The 17,999-nt window shown below is 65.9% G+C and carries 17 protein-coding genes; 14 read left to right on the forward strand and 3 right to left on the reverse strand.

Annotated elements, in window-relative coordinates; genetic code table 11:
- Positions 1 to 323 precede the first annotated feature (323 nt).
- From ACTJKX_RS10030 to ACTJKX_RS10045, 4 genes are all read left to right on the forward strand, one after another.
- Positions 324 to 1,496, forward strand: a complete 1,173-nt coding sequence (locus ACTJKX_RS10030) for an acetyl-CoA C-acetyltransferase (RefSeq protein ID WP_068283243.1) — start codon at positions 324 to 326, stop codon at positions 1,494 to 1,496.
- A 350-nt stretch (positions 1,497 to 1,846) separates the two neighbouring features.
- On the forward strand, positions 1,847 to 2,572 hold the full coding sequence (phbB, locus tag ACTJKX_RS10035) for an acetoacetyl-CoA reductase (protein ID WP_311933990.1): 726 nt from the start codon (positions 1,847 to 1,849) through the stop codon (positions 2,570 to 2,572).
- Between the two features lie 156 nt (positions 2,573 to 2,728).
- The gene (locus ACTJKX_RS10040) at positions 2,729 to 3,640 is read left to right on the forward strand and encodes a polyprenyl synthetase family protein (protein ID WP_440725178.1); all 912 of its coding nucleotides are present in this window, start codon (positions 2,729 to 2,731) and stop codon (positions 3,638 to 3,640) included.
- A gap of 22 nt (positions 3,641 to 3,662) precedes the next feature.
- A complete protein-coding gene (locus ACTJKX_RS10045; protein ID WP_440725179.1) occupies positions 3,663 to 4,322 on the forward strand; it encodes a DUF1345 domain-containing protein in 660 nt (219 codons plus the stop codon).
- Between the two features lie 136 nt (positions 4,323 to 4,458).
- Here ACTJKX_RS10045 and ACTJKX_RS10050 read toward each other — a convergent pair whose 3' ends face one another.
- Positions 4,459 to 5,457 (reverse strand): GlxA family transcriptional regulator, encoded by a 999-nt coding sequence (locus ACTJKX_RS10050; protein ID WP_082979449.1) that lies wholly within the window; start codon positions 5,455 to 5,457, stop codon positions 4,459 to 4,461.
- A 450-nt stretch (positions 5,458 to 5,907) separates the two neighbouring features.
- On the opposite strand from ACTJKX_RS10050, the gene ACTJKX_RS10055 reads away from it, so the two are divergent.
- Genes ACTJKX_RS10055 through ACTJKX_RS10075 form a run of 5 tightly spaced genes read left to right on the forward strand, consistent with a single transcriptional unit; the run spans position 5,908 to position 11,668 of the window.
- Complete coding sequence (locus ACTJKX_RS10055; protein ID WP_367623467.1) at positions 5,908 to 7,158, forward strand: sarcosine oxidase subunit beta family protein; 1,251 nt, start codon at positions 5,908 to 5,910, stop codon at positions 7,156 to 7,158.
- An 8-nt stretch (positions 7,159 to 7,166) separates the two neighbouring features.
- Positions 7,167 to 7,502 carry a sarcosine oxidase subunit delta gene (locus ACTJKX_RS10060; protein ID WP_311933986.1) on the forward strand — a complete coding sequence of 112 codons (336 nt, stop codon included), beginning with the start codon at positions 7,167 to 7,169 and terminating at the stop codon, positions 7,500 to 7,502.
- Positions 7,499 to 10,501 carry a sarcosine oxidase subunit alpha family protein gene (locus tag ACTJKX_RS10065; RefSeq protein WP_440725180.1) on the forward strand — a complete coding sequence of 1,001 codons (3,003 nt, stop codon included), beginning with the start codon at positions 7,499 to 7,501 and terminating at the stop codon, positions 10,499 to 10,501. Before ACTJKX_RS10060 ends, ACTJKX_RS10065 begins: the two co-directional genes overlap by 4 nt.
- Positions 10,494 to 11,057 (forward strand): sarcosine oxidase subunit gamma, encoded by a 564-nt coding sequence (locus ACTJKX_RS10070; RefSeq protein WP_394310851.1) that lies wholly within the window; start codon positions 10,494 to 10,496, stop codon positions 11,055 to 11,057. The genes ACTJKX_RS10065 and ACTJKX_RS10070 overlap by 8 nt, the downstream gene beginning before the upstream one ends.
- A 50-nt stretch (positions 11,058 to 11,107) precedes the next feature.
- Positions 11,108 to 11,668 carry a hypothetical protein gene (locus tag ACTJKX_RS10075; RefSeq protein WP_440725181.1) on the forward strand — a complete coding sequence of 187 codons (561 nt, stop codon included), beginning with the start codon at positions 11,108 to 11,110 and terminating at the stop codon, positions 11,666 to 11,668.
- Positions 11,669 to 11,780: 112 nt separating this feature from the next.
- On the opposite strand, the gene argC is transcribed toward ACTJKX_RS10075, so the two are convergent.
- Positions 11,781 to 12,740 (reverse strand): N-acetyl-gamma-glutamyl-phosphate reductase, encoded by a 960-nt coding sequence (gene argC, locus ACTJKX_RS10080; protein WP_394310854.1) that lies wholly within the window; start codon positions 12,738 to 12,740, stop codon positions 11,781 to 11,783.
- Between the two features lie 378 nt (positions 12,741 to 13,118).
- Here argC and ACTJKX_RS10085 point away from each other — a divergent pair, with 378 nt between their 5' ends.
- The 4 genes from ACTJKX_RS10085 (at position 13,119) to ACTJKX_RS10100 (ending at position 15,613) form a co-directional block, all read left to right on the forward strand.
- Positions 13,119 to 13,400 (forward strand): BufA1 family periplasmic bufferin-type metallophore, encoded by a 282-nt coding sequence (locus tag ACTJKX_RS10085; protein ID WP_068283219.1) that lies wholly within the window; start codon positions 13,119 to 13,121, stop codon positions 13,398 to 13,400.
- A gap of 79 nt (positions 13,401 to 13,479) precedes the next feature.
- Positions 13,480 to 14,343 (forward strand): MNIO family bufferin maturase, encoded by an 864-nt coding sequence (gene bufB, locus ACTJKX_RS10090; RefSeq protein ID WP_440725182.1) that lies wholly within the window; start codon positions 13,480 to 13,482, stop codon positions 14,341 to 14,343.
- Entirely contained in the window at positions 14,343 to 15,098 is a 756-nt protein-coding gene (locus ACTJKX_RS10095; RefSeq protein ID WP_440725183.1) for an HvfC/BufC family peptide modification chaperone, read from the forward strand. The genes bufB and ACTJKX_RS10095 overlap by 1 nt, the downstream gene beginning before the upstream one ends.
- A 20-nt stretch (positions 15,099 to 15,118) precedes the next feature.
- Positions 15,119 to 15,613, forward strand: a complete 495-nt coding sequence (locus ACTJKX_RS10100) for a DoxX family protein (RefSeq protein ID WP_440725184.1) — start codon at positions 15,119 to 15,121, stop codon at positions 15,611 to 15,613.
- A 288-nt stretch (positions 15,614 to 15,901) separates the two neighbouring features.
- Here the strand turns inward: ACTJKX_RS10100 and ACTJKX_RS10105 are convergent, their stop codons facing one another.
- Positions 15,902 to 16,510, reverse strand: a complete 609-nt coding sequence (locus ACTJKX_RS10105; protein ID WP_440725185.1) for a CGNR zinc finger domain-containing protein — start codon at positions 16,508 to 16,510, stop codon at positions 15,902 to 15,904.
- A 165-nt stretch (positions 16,511 to 16,675) separates the two neighbouring features.
- Between ACTJKX_RS10105 and ACTJKX_RS10110 the strand changes: the two genes are divergently transcribed.
- Positions 16,676 to 17,974 (forward strand): MFS transporter, encoded by a 1,299-nt coding sequence (locus tag ACTJKX_RS10110; protein ID WP_440725186.1) that lies wholly within the window; start codon positions 16,676 to 16,678, stop codon positions 17,972 to 17,974.
- The last annotated feature ends 25 nt before the right edge of the window (positions 17,975 to 17,999 follow it).

Genomic DNA, 17,999 nt, shown 5'->3' on the forward strand with positions numbered 1-17,999 from the left:
CGTTCCGGAATCGCTCTTCCGGAAGGATGATCACCCCCACGGTCTGACAAATCTAGGCTCTTTTCGCGGTCGCGAAAACATCTTTGTGCAAGCGCGGTAAACTCACCTGGCGCATTGACGGCGGCGCGCCAAGCGTCCCATATGCCCAGGCAGATGGTGGTTGAGCGGGCGTGTGGTCGGCTCGACCGCAATCTGAAGGACTTGGAGGATTCGCAGACTTTCCCTGCTTCATCCCTGCGAGGATGAAGCAGGGAAAGTCTGCTTCTGAAAGAGTTGGTCCGCCGGGCCGTCGCAGAACGGAACACTAGAGGAGTGAAATTGCCATGAGTGATGTCGTCATCGTCAGCGCCGCGCGCACGCCGGTCGGCTCCTTCAACGGCGCCTTCGCAGCAACGCCGGCCCACACGCTCGGTGCGGCAGCCGTCAAGGAAGCGCTGGCTCGCGCCAAGGTAGAGGCCGGCGAGGTCGACGAGGTCATCCTCGGCCAGGTCCTGAGCGCCGGCGGCGGCCAGAATCCGGCCCGCCAGGCAGCGATGGCGGCCGGTGTGCCCCAGGAAAAGACCGCCTTCGGCCTCAACCAGCTCTGCGGCTCGGGCCTGCGCGCCGTCGGCCTCGGCCTGCAGCAGATCGCCAATGGCGATGCCTCCGTCATCGTGGCCGGCGGCCAGGAATCGATGTCGCTCGCCCCGCATGTCGCGCATCTGCGCGCTGGCGCCAAGATGGGTGATGTGAAGTTCCTGGATTCCATGCTCAAGGACGGCCTTATCGATGCCTTCCAGGGCTATCACATGGGCACGACCGCAGAGAACATCGCGGCTCGCTGGCAGCTCACCCGCGAGGAGCAGGACGCCTTCGCCGTCGCTTCGCAGAACAAGGCAGAGGCCGCCCAGAAGGCAGGCCGTTTCAAGGACGAGATCGTCGCGATCACCGTGCCCGGCCGCAAGGGTGACGTCATCGTGGATGCCGACGAATATCCTCGCCATGGCGCTACGCTCGACGGCATGGCCAAGCTGCGCCCGGCGTTCAGCAAGGACGGCACGGTGACCGCCGGCAATGCCTCCGGCATCAATGACGGGGCGGCCGCCGTGGTGCTGATGAGCGCCAAGGATGCCGAGAAGCGCGGCCTCACTCCGCTTGCCCGCATCGCCTCCTGGGCCACCGCCGGCGTCGATCCCGCCATCATGGGCACGGGGCCGATCCCGGCTTCGCGCAAGGCGCTGGAAAAGGCGGGCTGGAGCGTCAAGGACCTCGATCTGGTCGAGGCCAACGAGGCCTTTGCGGCGCAGGCCCTCGCCGTCAACAAGGACATGGGCTGGGATCCGTCCATCGTCAACGTCAATGGCGGCGCCATCGCCATCGGCCATCCGATCGGTGCCTCCGGCGCCCGCGTGCTGGTGACGTTGCTGCATGAGCTCGCCCGCCGCGGCGGCAAGAAGGGCATTGCCACGCTGTGCATCGGCGGCGGCATGGGCATCGCTTTGACCGTCGAGCGCTGATCGGCTCACGGCGATGCGCAAGCGTCTCGCGGCCTGGTGAATGCCAGGCACCGCGGGAGGCTTGTGGAAAGGCGGTTCCTCCATCGGAGGAACAGGGGACGTCCTCGGTCTCGGCCCCTTTCCACACAGGGGAGGGGCGGTACGTATCGGACCGGTCCTCAGGGGCGAATACCGGTTCGTGACTTCCTGGAGCACAGCGCGTTCACGACTGAACGCTCATTTGCTCCAGCTCTTTGTTTCCTGGCCGATCCAACGGATTGGCCAGGGCGTCTTTGCGCTTCCGGGTCACTCCCTCAAATCGCAAAACGCTGTAGTCCAATGAAGAACACCATCGTTACCAAGGAGGCACCATGACCAGAGTTGCAATCGTCACCGGCGGAACGCGCGGCATCGGCGCAGCCATCTCCAAGGCGCTCAAGGCGGCCGGCCACACGGTTGCCGCCAGCTATGCCGGTAATGACGAGGCAGCGGCCAAGTTCAAGGCCGAAACAGGCATTGCAACCTATAAATGGGACGTCGGCGATTTCGATGCCTGTGCCGCCGGGGTGGCGCAGGTGGAAAAGGATCTCGGCCCCGTCGACATCCTGGTCAACAATGCCGGCATCACCCGTGACGGCTTCTTTCACAAGATGAGCAAGGACCAATGGTCCGCCGTCATCCGTACCAATCTCGACAGCCTGTTCAACATGACCCGCCCGGTCATCGAGGGCATGCGCAACCGCGGTTTCGGCCGCGTGATCGTGATCTCCTCGATCAACGGCCAGAAGGGACAGGCCGGACAGGTCAATTATTCCGCCGCCAAGGCCGGCGATATCGGCTTCGTCAAGGCTCTGGCCCTGGAAGGGGCGGCCAAGGGCATCACGGCCAATGTGATCGCTCCCGGCTATATCGGCACGGAGATGGTGCAGGCGATCGACCCTAAGGTGCTGGAAACCCGTATCCTGCCGCTGATCCCGACCGGCCGCCTGGGCCAGCCCGAGGAAATCGCTCGCGCCGTGGTGTTCCTGAGTTCCGACGATTCGGGCTATATCACCGGCTCGACGCTGAGCATCAATGGCGGGCAGTATCTGGCCTGAGCCGCGCTGCCCAGCCCGTCAGCGGCAGTTGAGACGATCGATGGAACACGGCGGCCCGTTCCGCGTTCCATCATCGCAGCCGGCATAGGCTGCTTCCCGACAATCTTGCGTCATCCTCTCCCGGCCCCGGGAGAGGAAAGTTTTTATGAGCAGTTCATGACCGTCGATTTCCATCACCGCCTCGCTTCCGTCGCCAGTGAGATCGAAGATGTGCTGGTGACGATCTTCGATGTCGCCACCACGCCCCCGGTGCCGGCGCGGTTGCTGGGCGCGATGCGCTATGCGGTGCTGGGCGGCGGCAAGCGGCTGCGCCCTTTCCTGGTGGTCGAGGCGGCGCGGCTCCTCAAGGGCGATCTAACCACGGCCCTGCGCGCCGGTGCGGCGATCGAACTGGTGCACGTCTACAGCCTCGCCCATGACGATCTGCCGGCGATGGATGACGACGAATTGCGGCGCGGCAAGCCGACGCTGCATCTGGCCTATGACGAGGCCACCGCCATCCTGGCGGGCGATGCCCTGCAGACCCTGGCCTTCGAGACCCTGGCGGATGCCGCCACCGGCACCGATGCAGCCATGCGGGCCGAATTGGTCCGCCTGCTGGCCAAGGCCGCCGGTGGCGCGGGCATGGCCGGCGGCCAGATGCTGGACTTGGAAGCGGAAGGGCGTTTCGAGGGAGCATCCGAGCTCTCGGCGCAGGCTATCGCCCAGCTCCAGGCGATGAAAACGGGCGCGATCCTGTCGTGCGCGGTGGAGATGGGTGCCGTAATCGGGCGCGCCGATGCGCCCACCTATCAAACCCTGCTGTCCTATGGACGCGCTCTGGGCGCGGCTTTCCAGATCGCCGACGACATTCTCGACATCGAGGCCTCCAGGGCTGAACTCGGCAAGGCCACCGGCAAGGATGCCGGCCGCGGCAAGGCGACCTTGGTCGGCCTATGGGGCGTGGAGAAGGCGCGGGCCGAACTCGAGCGTCTCACTGGCGACGCCCTCGCCGCGCTCGCCGGCTTCGGGGCGGAGGCGGACGTTCTGCGTGCCGCCGCCCGCTTCACCGCGGACAGACGCAAGTGAGGCGTCAAGCGAGGCTTCCGGGGTGAGGCATTTCCTGCGTCCGCTGACCGCCAGGCCGGTCCTGCTCTGGAGTCTCGTCGCCGGCATGGGGCTCGGTCTGGCGATCCCGGGCCTGCCTTGGCTCGAAAGCCTGCTGGCCGGGTGGTGCCTGACCACCGTGCTGTTCGTCGTCATCGTCAGCTACAGGCTGTCGCGCCTGCCGCCGGGGCGCTTCGCCCATAAGGCCGATTCCCTCGACGAGGGGGCGGTGATCATCCTGGTCGTGTCGATGCTGGCCGCGGCTCTCAGCTTTGCCGGGGTGATCATGGAGCTTCATGCGACCAAGGACCACGCCGGTGGTGACGGCCTGTCCTTGCCGCTGATGGTGGCGACCATCGTCTGTTCCTGGTTCTTCATCCACACCATCTTCGCCATCCACTATGCCCATATCTACTATAATGACGGTGGCCGGCCCGGTAAGCCGAGCCTCGATTTCGGTGGTGATCCCGAGCCGCCGGATTATTGGGACTTCGTCTATTTCTCAGTGGCGATCGGCGCTTCTTCGGCGACATCCGACACCAATCTGCGCTCACGGCTGATGCGCCGCATCGTCGCCGCGCATGCGGTGTTCTCGTTCTTCTTCAACGCCACCATCCTGGCCCTGGCGATCAACATCGCCGCCGGGCTGCTGGGCGGGAATTGACGGGATCGGCAGGCAGCCGCATGCCAGGAACGGTCGGTTGCCGCCAATGCTGTGGGCAGCAGTCGACACAGCAACCGGCATCGCAGCGGTGGCCGCACGGCCGGAGAGACCGACCATCTGGCTGTGAAGCCGCGGCTCAGGCGATGGCTGTCGCCACGTTGCGCTCGACCCGCATGCCCTTGCGTTCCTCGGACGGCGTGCGGTCGAAATGCTCCGAATAGCATTTGGAGAAATGCGAGGCCGAGACGAAGCCGCAGGCCAGGCCCACCGACAGGATCGGCATCGAGGTCTGGCGCAGCAGCTGGCGGGCGCGGTTGAGGCGCATTTCGAGATAATAGCGGGTCGGCGTAGTGTCGAGATAACGCTGGAACAGCCGCTCGAGCTGGCGCGGCGACAGGCGTACCGTGCGCGCGAGCTGGGCGCAGGAGACCGGGCGTTCGAGGCGTTTGTCCATCTCGCCGATCACGGCGAGGAGCTTGGGATGGGAGACGCCGAGACGTGCGCGCAGCTCCATGCGCTGGCGCTCATGGGAATCGCGCATGCGGTGGTGGATGAGCTCGTCGGTGACGAGCGCAGCGATCACGGCGCCCTTCTTGGCCGTGATCAGCGCCAGCATCATGTCGATCGAGGCGGTGCCGCCTGCGCAGGTGAAGCGGTTGCGGTCGATCTCGAACAGTTCCTGCGTCGCGTCGATCTCAGGGAATTCCTCGCGGAAGCTGTCGTAGTTCTCCCAGTGGATGGCGCAGCGATGGCCGTCGAGCAGGCCGGCCCGGGCCAGGATATAGGTGCCCGTGCACACCGCACCGATCGAGACTCCGTAGAAGGCGAGCTTGCGCAGCTTGGCGATCAGCGGGCCGTGATCGTATTTCTGCACGTCCATGCCGGAACACACGATGATCTCCGGCATCGGCCCGACATCGCCATAGGAACCGTCGACCGCCAATGCCACGCCGTTCGAGGCCTCGATCGGCTGGCCGTCCGGTGAATAGAGCCGCCAGGCGAAGGCCTTTGCGCCGGTGACGTAGTTCGTCAGGCGCAGAACCTCCACGGCCGCTGCGAAGGCGATCATCGAGAAATTCGGGGTGAGCAGAAAGCCGACGGTATGCGTGGCGCCGATATCCGGCCGGATATTCATACGCGATTCTCCCTAGAACCTCCGCCGGGGGGCCGGCGGTACGAAGCGTGACGGAGGCGGGAAAGCGCACCGGATGGGGCGCTTGCCCTCGTGATGGCATCGGGCATCTGTGCGCCCATTATGGTCAAAAGCGACGGTTGCGGGGCGGTTTGTACCGCATTGTCCGAAACGACGAGGCAGGACGATATTGCGACATTTTTTGAAGAATTCTGATGTGGGCCCGACCATATGTCGCATTTAATGTCGTAATTTGACAAATGTGAGATATTGGGATGCGACCCAATGGTCAAATACTATCCCAAATGCGTCCTATTGAGGACTTAGCGAACAGGGCCTTTTGTGCAATTTCTTCCAATGCGACAAAAGGCGCGTCGCTTCCGTGCTAGACTGGTCATCGGCGGGATGATGATAGTCGCGCCATTCAAGACTCCATCCAACGGGCGGCAACACGTGCGGTTTTCTGTCTTTTCCCTGGCGCGCAACGCGCTGCGTGGTCATCAGGACTGGCCCGAGCAATGGCGCTCGCCCGAACCGAAGGCCAGCTACGACGCCATCATCATCGGCGCCGGCGGGCATGGCCTCGCCACTGCCTATTACATGGCCGCCGAGCACGGCATGACCAACATCGCCGTGCTCGAAAAGGGCTGGCTGGGTGGCGGCAACACCGGCCGCAACACCACCATCATCCGCTCCAACTATCTGTGGGAGGAGAGCGGCAAGCTCTACGACCACGCGATGAAGCTGTGGCAGAACCTGTCCCAGGTGCTGAACTACAACGTGATGTATTCGGCCCGCGGCGTGATGATGCTGGCGCACAATGTGCACGACATCCAGGTCTTCAAGCGCCATATCCATGCCAACCGCCTGGCGGGCATCGACAATGAATGGCTGACGCCGGAAGAGGCGAAGGAATTCTGCCCGATCCTCAACATCTCCAAGGACATCCGCTACCCGATCATGGGCGCCGCTCTGCAGCGGCGCGGCGGTGTCGCCCGCCACGACGCGGTGGCCTGGGGCTATGCCCGCGCTGCCGACGCGCTGGGCGTCGACATCATCCAGAACTGCGAGGTCACCGGCATCCTGCGCGATCCCTCCGGCGCCATCGCCGGGGTGGAGACCTCCAGGGGTACGATCCGCACCAAGAAGCTCGGCGTGGTCGCCGCCGGCCACACCTCGGTGGTGATGGACATGGCCGGCGTGCGTATGCCGCTGGAAAGCTATCCCCTGCAGGCGCTGGTGTCCGAACCGCTCAAGCCGATCATGCCCTGCGTGGTGATGTCCAACACCGTGCACGCCTATATGTCGCAATCGGACAAGGGCGACCTCGTCATCGGCGCCGGCACCGACCAGTATGTCTCCTATTCGCAGACAGGCGGCCTGCACATTGCGGCCCACACGCTGGATGCGATCTGCGAGCTCTTCCCGGTGGTGCGCCGCACCCGCATGATGCGCAACTGGGGCGGCATCGTCGACGTCACGCCCGACCGCTCGCCCATCCTGTCCAAGACCCCGGTATCAGGCCTGTTCGTCAATTGCGGCTGGGGCACGGGCGGCTTCAAGGCGACGCCGGGCTCGGGCCACGTCTTCGCCCACACGGTGGCGACGGGCGAACCCCATCCGATCGCCGCTCCCTTCACCCTCGATCGCTTCCGCACCGGACGCCTGATCGACGAAGCGGCCGCTGCCGCCGTCGCGCACTGAGGACCGTCATGCTGCTCATCCGCTGCCCTTATTGCGAACAGGATCGCCCGGAACTGGAATTCCGCAACATGGGCGAGGCCCATATTGCCCGCCCGGCCTTCGCCGACAATCCGACGGACGAGGTCTGGGAAGGTTTCCTCTACACCCGCTCCAATCCCAAGGGGCTGATCGCCGAGCGCTGGCGCCATGTGCATGGCTGCGCGCGCTTTTTCAACGCCGTGCGCCATACCGTGACCGATAAGTTCGTGAAGACCTATAAGCAGGGCGAACCCAAGCCCGATCTGGCGGCCCTGGCCGCCGAACTTGCCGCCGCTACGCCCTCCAACACGGAGGCGCGCGCGTGACCGCCTCCCTCCGGACAGCGGCCGGCGGCCGCATCGATCGCGCCAAGCCGATCAACTTCACCTTCGACGGCATCGCCTATCAGGGCGTGCGCGGTGATACGCTGGCTTCCGCCCTGCTTGCCAACGGCGTGCACCTGATCGGGCGCTCGTTCAAATATCACCGGCCGCGCGGCATCATGTCCGCGGGCTCGGAAGAGGCGAACGCGATGGTGACGGTGGTCCGGGACGCCGGCCGCACCACGCCCAATCTGCGCGCCACGCAGGTCGAGCTCTATGAGGGCCTCGTCGCTACCAGCCAGAACCGCTGGCCTTCGCTGAAATTCGATGCCGGTGCCGTCAATGACGCGATGTCGCCCTTCCTAGCCTCGGGTTTCTACTACAAGACTTTCATGTGGCCGCAGAGCTTCTGGAAGAACGTCTACGAGCCCCGGATCCGTGCTGCCGCCGGCTTCGGCGAGGCACCCAAGGTGGCCGACCCCGATCGCTACCTCAACCGCTACGCCCATTGCGACGTGCTGGTGGTCGGCTCCGGACCCGCGGGCCTGGCGGCTACCATCGCGGCGGCCGAGACCGGCGCCTCGGTGATCCTGGTCGACGAGCAGGCAGAGCTCGGCGGCTCCCTGCTCTCGGAGACCACGGCGACCATCGAAGGGCGGGCGGCACGCGACTGGGCCACCGACATCATCATGTCACTGGCCCTCAACGATCGCGTCCGCCTGATGCCGCGCACCACCGCCTTCGGCTGGTATTCCGACAATTTCGTCGCCTTGGCTGAAAGGTTGACCGACCATGTCGCCCAGCCCGAGGCCCGCACGCCCCGTGAGCGGCTCTGGCAGGTGCGCGCCAAGCAGGTCGTCATCGCCGCCGGCGCGATCGAGCGTCCGCTGGTGTTCCCGGAGAACGACCGGCCGGGCATCATGCTGGCCGACTCGGCCCGTACCTATGTCAACCGCTACGGCGTCAAGCCGGGCAACCGGGCGGTGGTGTTCACCGCCTGCGACAGCGCCTATCAGGCCGCGCTCGACCTCAAGGCCGCCGGCGTCGACATCGCCGTGATCGCCGACATCAGGCCCGATGGCGGCGCCCTGGTCGGCGCTGCCAGGGAGGCCGGCATTCGCGTCAGCCTCGGCGCGACGATGATGGGCACCAGCGGGCGGCTGCGCGTCAATGCCGTCAGGCTCGGCCGAGTCGGTACCGATGGCACCGTCAGGGACCGGGAGACGGTCTCCTGCGACCTCGTGCTGATGTCGGGCGGCTGGACGCCGACCGTGCATCTGTTCTCGCAGTCGCGCGGCAAGCTGCGCTACGACGAGGCCAAGCAGATCTTCGTGCCGGGCTTTGCCCGCGACGAGGAGCGTTCCGCCGGCGCCTGTCGCGGCGTGTTCGATTTCGGCGCGGTGATCAATGACGGCTTTGCCGCCGGCCACGAGGCCGGCCGTGACGCCGGCTTCGATAAGGGCGCCCTCAAGACCTTCGACGTCGCTGGCGAGACCTCTCAGGACGGGTTCTACACCGGGGCGCTGCCGCATGACCGCAATGCCAGCCGGGTCAAGGCCTTCGTCGATTTCCAGCATGACGTCACCGCCAAGGACATCAAGCTGGCGACGCGCGAGGGCTTCCGCTCGATCGAGCATGTCAAGCGCTACACCACCACCGGCATGGCGACTGACCAGGGCAAGACTTCCAACATCAATGCGCTGGCCATCGCTGCCCAGGCCGTTGACAAGAAGGTGCCGCAGGTCGGCCTGACCACCTTCCGCCCGCCCTATACGCCGACAACCTTCGGCCTGTTCGCCGGCACCGCGCGCGGCGACCTGTTCGATCCCGTGCGCAAGACCGCGATGCACGAGGCCGAGGTCGAGATGGGCGCGGTGTTCGAGGATGTCGGCCTGTGGAAGCGCGCCTGGTATTATCCGCGCGCCGGCGAGAGCATGCATGACGCGGTCAACCGCGAATGCAAGACGGTGCGCGACAAGGTCGGCATGTTCGACGCCTCCACCCTCGGCAAGATCGAGGTGGTCGGCCCGGATGCGGCGGAGTTCATGCACCGCATCTATGTCAACCCGTTCATGAAGCTGGAGCCGGGCCGCCTGCGCTACGGTATCATGACCCGCGACGACGGCTTCGTCTATGACGACGGCGTGGTCGGCCGCATGGCGCCAGACCGCTTCCACGTCACCACCACCACCGGCGGGGCGCCCCGCGTGCTCTCGCATATGGAGGACTACCTCCAGACCGAGTGGTCCGACCTCAAGGTCTGGTTCACCTCCACCACCGAGCAATGGGCCGTCATCGCCGTGCAGGGCCCCCATGCCCGCGACGTGCTGGCGCCCCTGGTGGAAGGCATCGACATCTCCAAGGACGGCATGCCGCATATGTCGGTCAAGGAAGGCCGCATCTGCGGCGTTCCCACCCGCCTCTTCCGCATGAGCTTCACCGGTGAGGCCGGCTTCGAGGTGAATGTGCCGGCCGCCTATGGCCGGGCCGTCTGGCAAGCCATCCATGCCGAGGTCGTCAAATATGACGGCTGCGCCTATGGCACCGAGGCGATGCATGTGCTGCGCGCCGAGAAGGGCTACATCATCGTCGGCCAGGACACCGACGGTACGCTGACCCCGGACGAGGCGGGCGTCGGCTGGGCCGTGGGCAAGGCCAAGGCCGATTTCGTCGGCAAGCGTGGCCTGATGCGGCCGGACCTGCAGGATCCCAACCGCAAGCAGTTCGTCGGGCTCCTCACCATCGATCCCGGCGTGGTGCTGGAGGAGGGCGCGCAGATCACCGAGGTGGCGCAGCCCGCCCTCGGCGAGCATGCTCTCGGCCACGTCACCTCGGCCTATTGGAGCGCCAATCTCGGCCGTTCCATCGCTTTGTGCAATCTGGAGCGTGGCCGCTCGCGCTATGGCGAGACGGTCTATGTGCCGATGCCCGGCGGCTCGATCGCCGTAAAGGTGGTCGATCCTATCTTCATCGACAAGGAAGGAGCGCGGCTCAATGGCTGATATCGCAACCCGCCGCGATCCGCTCGACGGCATCGCGCCGATCACCGCCCGCAGCCGCCTCACCATCGAGGCGGCGCCGCGGGGCGCCCGCCTGGTGTTGCGCGGGCCTGACAGCGCTGCCGTCGCGGCCGGCCAGGCCTTCGGGCTGGCGCTGCCGACGGCTCTCAATACGGCCACTACCGATGGCACCCGCACCGCCTTCAAGCTCGGCCCCGACGAGTGGCTGCTGCTAGCGCCGGAAAATACCGAGGCCGAGGCCTACGCCGCCATCGAGGCGGCCGTGCAGGAGCCGCATTCGCTGGTGGATGTCAGCCACCGCAATATCGGCATCCTGGTCTCGGGTTCGCTGGCTGCCGACGTGCTCAATGCCGGCGTCATGCTGGACCTCGACCCCAAGGCCTTTCCCGTCGGCACTGCCACCCGAACGCTCTACGCCAAGGCGGAAATCGTGCTGTGGCGCAAGGGCGCGAACGACTTCCACGTCGAGGTCTGGCGTTCCTTCACCGATTACCTGCATGGCCAACTCGAGCAGGCCGCGCGGGAATATGTGAAATAGAGCGGCACAGGCATTGCCCCAACGCTCGCGGGCTGCATTGGGGAGAGAAGTTGACCCCCGGCAAGATCCATATCCACGAGGACGATTGGGGGATGCGCTCCCTTCATCCCTTGCTGGCCCTTGCCCATTACCGGACCGACCTGGACAAGGCCGCCCAACACGCCGTTGATCATGCTGCGCCTGGCGGCACGGGCTGGACGGACGTGCATGTCATTGCCAATGCTCCCGAGGAGCAGGCGCAATTCGCCATCTTGACGCCGGAGGCTTTCGGCGCAGCTCTGGCTTTTCTTCCCCGGGTGATGCAGTTCAACGCCACCGCATCGGCCGGTTTCGAGAAACATGACGAATGGGGCTATTACAATTCGGATGCCCTATGTTTCGGTCACGATGCGGATTTCTATCTGATATGTATCCATGATGCCGGCGTCATTCGGGAAATCTTCTTCGAACTGTCTTCGCCGGACGAGGTACGGCTCGGGTTTTTCCGAGAGGCTCTCTCACGGCTGAATGCCATTGAGCCGCTCTGTCTGGTCGACTATTGGACCGACACGGTGCTCGATGCCACTGACGAGGAGGCGCTGGACGCCTATTGCCGGCTGCTCTCTGAGTAGCTGAGACCGGGTCAGGCGCTCGTTGCCGTCCCAGGGCACGAGATTGCCGTTTCCTGCCACGTCGCGATGCACGCCCACCGAGCGTAGAGAAGGAGCAGTCGCTACCGCCGGCTCAGACGCCCAGCATCAGCTGGATGTTCTGCACCGCGGCACCGGAGGCGCCCTTGCCGAGATTGTCCAGCCTTGCCACCAGCACGGCCTGGCGATGGGCCTCGTGCGGGAACACGCGAAGCTCCAGCCGGTCGGTGTCGTTGAGCGCTTCCGCTTCGATCTTGGCAGCACCGTCCAGCGGCTCCACGCTGACCAGCCTGGCGCCGGCATAATAGTCGGCGAGGATGGCGTGGAGGTCATCAGCCTTCGGCTTGGCCGGCAGCGTGTCGAGATGCAACGGCACGGAGACCAGCATGCCCTGGCGGAAATTGCCGACGGACGGCACGAAGATCGGCCGGCGAGTCAGGCCGGTATAGGCCTGCAGTTCCGGCACGTGCTTGTGCTCCAGCGTCAGGCCGTAAAGTTCGAAGGAGGGGGCGGTGCCGGCCTCGTAGGCCTCGATCATCGACTTGCCACCGCCGGAATAGCCGCTGACCGCATTGACGGTGACGGGATAGTCCTGGGGGATCACGCCGGCATCGACCAGGGGACGCAGAAGGGCGATCGCGCCGGTGGGATAGCAGCCGGGATTGGCGACGTGGCTCGCCTTGGCAATGGCCTCGGCCTGGCCCGGCGCCAGTTCGGCAAAGCCATAGACCCAGCCGGGGGCGACCCGATGGGCGGTCGAGGCGTCCAGAACCTTGGGCTTGCGGCCGTCGAGCTCGCCGATCAGCGCCACCGTTTCCTTGGCGGCCGCGTCGGGCAGGCAGAGCACCACGAGGTCGACCTCGGCCAGCAGCGCCTTCTTCGCCGCGACGTCCTTGCGCAGTTCGGGCGCGATGCTGCGCAGGGCAACGCCCGCCACCGACGCCAATCGCTCGCGGATGCCGAGGCCCGTGGTGCCGGCTTCGCCGTCGATGAAGACGGAACGCACGGCGCCGGCCTGGTGCGGCTTTTCGGCGAGATCGGAGAGGGCGGCCATGTCTGGTCCTCCTTGAGGAGAGGCGGTCTGTCGGGAACGCTGGCTATATCGGAGCAAGAGGTGTCACTGTCAATGCTGGAGCGCATTCCGGGTGCGCGGGGGGCTCGCCCGCTCTTGGAATCGCCGTGCTTCCCGGGAGGGAAGAACGGGCGTCCCGAAATCGCGGCGCTGCCATCACTTTCAAATCCGGCGGGTAACAACCTACGCCGTAGTGACGAATATCGTTACAGCGGCTGGAATCACATGTTTTAGCGCAAAAAGTGTGGTTTTCGGCACGCTCACTTGATTTGGCTCCGATGCCGGAGCGGGTCATAGTCAAGGCCATGCGGAGCGGCAACCGGCCGTTTCCGCCATATCCTGCAACAGAAGGAAACTCCCATGTCCGTGTTCACCAAGGCCAGCACTGCTTTCGCTCTTGCCGGCGCCGTCGCCAGCGCCGCCGCTTTGCTGTCGGCTCCCGCCAAGGCCGACGACTCCAAGGAGAAATGCTACGGCGTCGCCCTCAAGGGCCAGAACGACTGTGCGGCCGGTGCCCATTCCTGTGCGGGTACCTCGACGATCGACTATGACGGCCAGTCCTTCAAGCTGGTGCCCAAGGGAAGCTGCGTCACCATGAAGACGCCGACGGGTATGGGCTCGCTGACGCCCGTCAAGAGCTGATAGCTCGCACGAGACATGCGAGGGCCGCCCGCTACGGCGCGGCGGCTCCCGCCTTCCCTCTGCCCCTTCGGAGAACGCCATGACCCATCCCGCCAGCACGACCCTGCCATTGCGCGCCGGCGCCGGGCTCAAGCCGGAGCATGTCGAGACCATTCTCGCCACCCGGCCCGACATCGGCTTCTTCGAGGTCCACGCCGAGAATTACATGGGCGCCGGTGGCCCGCCGCATGCCCAGCTCGGGGCCATCTGCGAAAACTACGCGCTGTCGCTGCATGGCGTCGGCCTGTCGATCGGCGCGGCCCGGCCCCTCGACAAGGAGCATCTCGCCCGGCTGAAGGCGCTCGAACAGCGCTATCGCCCGGCAAGCTTTTCCGAGCATCTGGCCTGGTCGAGCCATGAGGAAGTCTTCCTCAACGATCTTCTGCCGGTGCCCTATACGCCCGAGACCCTGCGGCGCGTCTGCGACCATATCGACGAGGTGCAGGAGACGCTGGGCCAGCGCATGCTGCTGGAGAACCCCTCGACCTATCTCCTGTTCGAGGAGAGCACCATCGAGGAGACCGATTTCCTCGCCGAGATCGCCCAGCGTACCGGCTGCGGCCTGCTACTCGACATCAACAATGTCTTCGTCTCCGCCACCAATCATGCGACTTCGCCCGAGACCTATCTCGACCGCTTCCCTCTCGGCCTCGTCGGCGAGATCCATCTCGCCGGCCATGCCGAGACAGTGGACGATGCCGGTGCGCCGCTGCTGATCGATGCCCATGACCGGCCGGTCGCCGATCCGGTCTGGGTCCTCTATGAACGCGTCATCGCCCAAGCCGGGCGGCTGCCGACCCTGATCGAATGGGACAATGACGTGCCGAACTGGCCGGTGCTGGCCCGCGAGGCGGCGCTTGCCGAGGCCGCGATGGCGCGGGTCATGCGAGCGAGGGCCGCCTGATGCTCGCGAACACGCAATCCGCATTCCGGCAGGCGGTGCTCGACCCGGCCGCCGCGCTGCCGCAGGGGCTGGCCGCCCATAATGGCGTGACGCCCAACCGGCGCTTCGCCATCTATCGCGACAATGTCGCGCTCGGCCTCGCTGCGGCGCTGGAGAGCCGCTTTCCGGCTTCGATCGCCATCGTCGGTGCCGACTTCTTCCGGGCCCTGGCCATCCGCTTTGCGCGCGAGCATCCGCCGCGCTCGCCGCTGCTGCTCGATTATGGCGATCAACTGCCGGCCTTCACCGAAGCCTTCGAGCCGGCGCGGGAGGTCGCCTACCTGCCGGATGTGATGCGCCTGGAGATTGCCAGGGCGCAGGCCTATCACGCCGCCGATGCCGAGCCGGCCTCGCCGGCAGCGCTCAAGGGCCTCGATCCTGCTCGTCTGCACGAGGTGCGGGTCGAGATCCATCCGGCGGTGCGCCTCCTGCGCTCGGCCTTTCCGGTGGCGACGATCTGGCAGATGAATGCCGGCGGCGAGGCACGGGAGATCGTGGATTGGTCCGGCGAGGACGTGCTGGTGACCCGCCCCAGGCTCGACGTCGAGGTGCAGCTCCTGCCGCCGGGGGGCTATGCCTTCCTGGCCGCCCTGCGCACCGGGCACCCCTTGGAGGCGGCGGCGGAGGCCGCTTTCGCCGAAACCCCCGATTTCAATCTGGCCGCCGCCATTGCGGGGCTGGTTGCGGCCGGTATCGCCTGCCGCTTCGAGATCTGAACCTGCCGGAGAGTGTTGCCATGACCCGCACGACATTCGCATCTCCCGACCCGGCAGCGCCGGGATTGGCGGATCGGCTGATCCATCTTTTCACGCTGATCCCGCATTGGCTGATCGCCCTGATCGCCCGCATCGCCTTGTTCCGGGTGTTCTGGTGGTCGGCGCGCACCAAGGTGGCCGACGGCACGCTGTTTTCCCTGTCGGACAGCGCCGTCTATCTCTTCCAGGAGGAATACAAGCTGCCGCTGCTGCCGCCTGAGCTCGCCGCCCATCTGGCCCTGCTGGGCGAAAGCGTGTTCTCCATCCTGGTCATCTTCGGGTTGGCGACGCGGCTCGGCGGCCTCGGCCTGTTCGGCATGGCGCTAGTGATCCAGCTCTTCGTCTATCCCGACCATTACAACGAGCATCTGCCCTGGATGGTCTGCGCCCTCTATCTCGCCAAATTCGGCGGCGGCTTCCTTTCCCTGGACGCCCTGATCGCCCGCTGGACCGGCCGGAAAGTCTCGTTCGCCTGAGGCGGGGGCCTGCTGATGGCTGCCGGGGGACCGTGGTCTCGTTGGTGCCGCGCTGCCCCCTCACCGTACCTCTCCCCGCAAGAGCGGGGCGAGGGGACGCAGGCGTTGCGATCGATGCTCAGACCATGCATCTCGCCCGACGGTTGGACGAGACAGCACGTTTTCGGTAAGGCGTGACCGACCGAGGTCTCCTCGCCCCGTTCTTGCGGGGAGAGGTACGGTGAGGGGCTGCGCAACCGTCGTGGGCGGGGATGAGCAATCACCGGTCAGCTGTCGGAAACACCCGAATCAGCCTGCATCCTGCCTGACCTTGGCATAGTGCCGGCTGGCCTTGGCGCGATTGCCGCAGGTGGCCATATCGCACCAGCGCCGGGTCCCGCTCTTGCTCTCGTCGAGAAAGAGGAAACGGCATTCGGGATTGGCACAGCGCCGGATGCGGTAACGCGCGGTGGCGGGAATGAGATCGCCGGCCGACCACAGCACCGGGGCGAGCAGATGTGCCGGCGAAGCTGCGAAAGGCCCGACATGCCAGGCATAGCCGTCCTTCGTGCGCACCAGGCGGCTGCGGGTGGGAGCCTGGGCGATGGCCTGGGCGAGAGCGGCGAAGTCGCGCTCCTCGACGGCTTGTTTCTCGGCGATTGCGGCCAGTGCACGATAAAGGGCTTCGCGCAGCCGGATCGCCTCGTCGAAGAGGCGGTCGGCATCATCAGGATGTTCACCGGCCCAGCGGCCGGCCTGTTCGATGCGTTCGCCCGCCTCTCCACCGGTCCGCTTCGTCCAGGCGAGCAGATCCGCCACGCCGTGCAGCCGCTCGACCGGCGTCTCCCGTCCTCGCCAGGAACGGGTATTCGCGAAGGCGATGCACAGGTCATCGCGTACCGGTGAAATCAACGTCATGGCATCCCTGCGAGCCCAGGTCGGTTCCGGCTGGCCGGAACACGGGAACGGCAAGCCTGAAGGAGTTCTAACCGCCTTGGGGGTTGACAGTCAACGCGGCCGGCTCGACAATACTAACCATCATGATGGTTATATAGACACCGAACCCACCGCGAGGAGGGCGCCATGGACCGCGACACCAGCGCCGCACTGACAGGAAACGGCCGCGCTTTGGGGGGGACGCCTCCCCGGCAGGCGGAGACCGCGAGTGCCGGGGCTGGCGTCCCGCTCTGGGCGATGCTGGCGGCTCTCTCGGCGGTGGCGGCCATGAGCCAGGCGTTCCGCACCGTCGCAACTCTGTTCGCCGGCGAACTCAAGCTGGAATTTGGGGCCTCCACCCAGGAGATTGGCCTGTTCGCCGGTGCCTTTCATTTGTCCTTCGCGCTGGCGCAGATCCCCATCGGCGTGGCCCTCGACCTGTTCGGACCGCGCCGTACCGTCTGTGCCGCCTTCCTGCTCGCCTGCCTCGGTGCGCTGGTCTCCGCCCTCGCGCCCAATCTGCCAGTACTGATTGCCAGCCAGGTTCTGATCGGCGTCGGTTGCGCGCCGGCCTTCCTTGGTGCCATCGTCTTCGTCGCCAACCGCTATCCGGCCAGGCAATTTGCGCGGCTCTCCGGTCTGGTGCTGAGCTTCAGCGGCATCGGCATGTTGATGACCGGCACGCCGCTCGCCTTGGTGGTGGAAACCTGGTCGTGGCGGGCCGGCTTCCTGGCGCTGGCCGCGCTTTCGATCCTCGCCCTGGCCGCCAATGTCCTGCTCGTCCGCGACGAAGCGCCTGCGCCAGGACGTGGCCGCCCAAACCTGTCCGTCGCCTTCGCTGAGATCGGGCCGCTTCTCGCGCAGAGGCATACGCTTGGCATCCTGCTGCTCGGCGGTGTCTCCTATGCGGCCTTCCTCACCTTGCGCGGCCTGTGGGCCGTGCCGATGCTGATGGACCGGCACGGCTTCGGCCTCGTCGTCAGTGGCCACATCATGCTGGCGACCTCGCTCGCAGCCCTGCTTGGCCCGCCCGTTTTCGGCCTGCTCAAGCCCCGCAATCGCGGTCGGCGCTATTGGATCGTCGCTAGCGCGGCCCTTTACATGGCCGCCTTTGCGGCCCTGGCGGGACAGTCGTCGAGCCTCGTCGATATCGCCGCGGTGGTCATGCTCGGCTTCATGACCGGCTATTTCATCCTGCAATATGCCGATGTCCGCGCCGCCTATGCCGAGGCGGTCGCCGGCCGGGCCTTCGCCGTGTTCAACACCGCCATTTTCCTCGGCGTCGCCGTGATGCAATGGCTGACGGGGCTGGTGGGATCCTTCGCTGCGGCCCGGGATGCCGATCCCTACCTGCCCGTGTTTGCGGTGATCATCGTGCTGTTGGCCGCCGGCATTGCCAGCTTCGTCCTGCTGCCCTGGCCGCGCGGCAAGGGCTGGGAGCGCTGACGCGTCGCACCGGAGCGCTTGCCTC

The organism is Labrys sp. 22185 (assembly GCF_052045555.1).
In the GTDB taxonomy this organism is placed as follows: Bacteria; Pseudomonadota; Alphaproteobacteria; order Rhizobiales; family Labraceae; genus Labrys; species Labrys neptuniae.

What these genes read in the sequence shown, in the direction of transcription:
- ACTJKX_RS10030 (WP_068283243.1), top strand. Translation starts at nt 324, where the DNA reads ATGAGTGATGTCGTCATCGTCAGCGCCGCGCGCACGCCGGTCGGCTCC.
- phbB (WP_311933990.1), top strand. Translation starts at nt 1,847, where the DNA reads ATGACCAGAGTTGCAATCGTCACCGGCGGAACGCGCGGCATCGGCGCA.
- ACTJKX_RS10040 (WP_440725178.1), top strand. Translation starts at nt 2,729, where the DNA reads ATGACCGTCGATTTCCATCACCGCCTCGCTTCCGTCGCCAGTGAGATC.
- ACTJKX_RS10050 (WP_082979449.1), bottom strand. Translation starts at nt 5,457, where the DNA reads ATGAATATCCGGCCGGATATCGGCGCCACGCATACCGTCGGCTTTCTG.
- ACTJKX_RS10060 (WP_311933986.1), top strand. Translation starts at nt 7,167, where the DNA reads ATGCTGCTCATCCGCTGCCCTTATTGCGAACAGGATCGCCCGGAACTG.
- ACTJKX_RS10070 (WP_394310851.1), top strand. Translation starts at nt 10,494, where the DNA reads ATGGCTGATATCGCAACCCGCCGCGATCCGCTCGACGGCATCGCGCCG.
- argC (WP_394310854.1), bottom strand. Translation starts at nt 12,740, where the DNA reads ATGGCCGCCCTCTCCGATCTCGCCGAAAAGCCGCACCAGGCCGGCGCC.
- ACTJKX_RS10085 (WP_068283219.1), top strand. Translation starts at nt 13,119, where the DNA reads ATGTCCGTGTTCACCAAGGCCAGCACTGCTTTCGCTCTTGCCGGCGCC.
- bufB (WP_440725182.1), top strand. Translation starts at nt 13,480, where the DNA reads ATGACCCATCCCGCCAGCACGACCCTGCCATTGCGCGCCGGCGCCGGG.
- ACTJKX_RS10095 (WP_440725183.1), top strand. Translation starts at nt 14,343, where the DNA reads ATGCTCGCGAACACGCAATCCGCATTCCGGCAGGCGGTGCTCGACCCG.
- ACTJKX_RS10100 (WP_440725184.1), top strand. Translation starts at nt 15,119, where the DNA reads ATGACCCGCACGACATTCGCATCTCCCGACCCGGCAGCGCCGGGATTG.
- ACTJKX_RS10105 (WP_440725185.1), bottom strand. Translation starts at nt 16,510, where the DNA reads ATGACGTTGATTTCACCGGTACGCGATGACCTGTGCATCGCCTTCGCG.
- ACTJKX_RS10110 (WP_440725186.1), top strand. Translation starts at nt 16,676, where the DNA reads ATGGACCGCGACACCAGCGCCGCACTGACAGGAAACGGCCGCGCTTTG.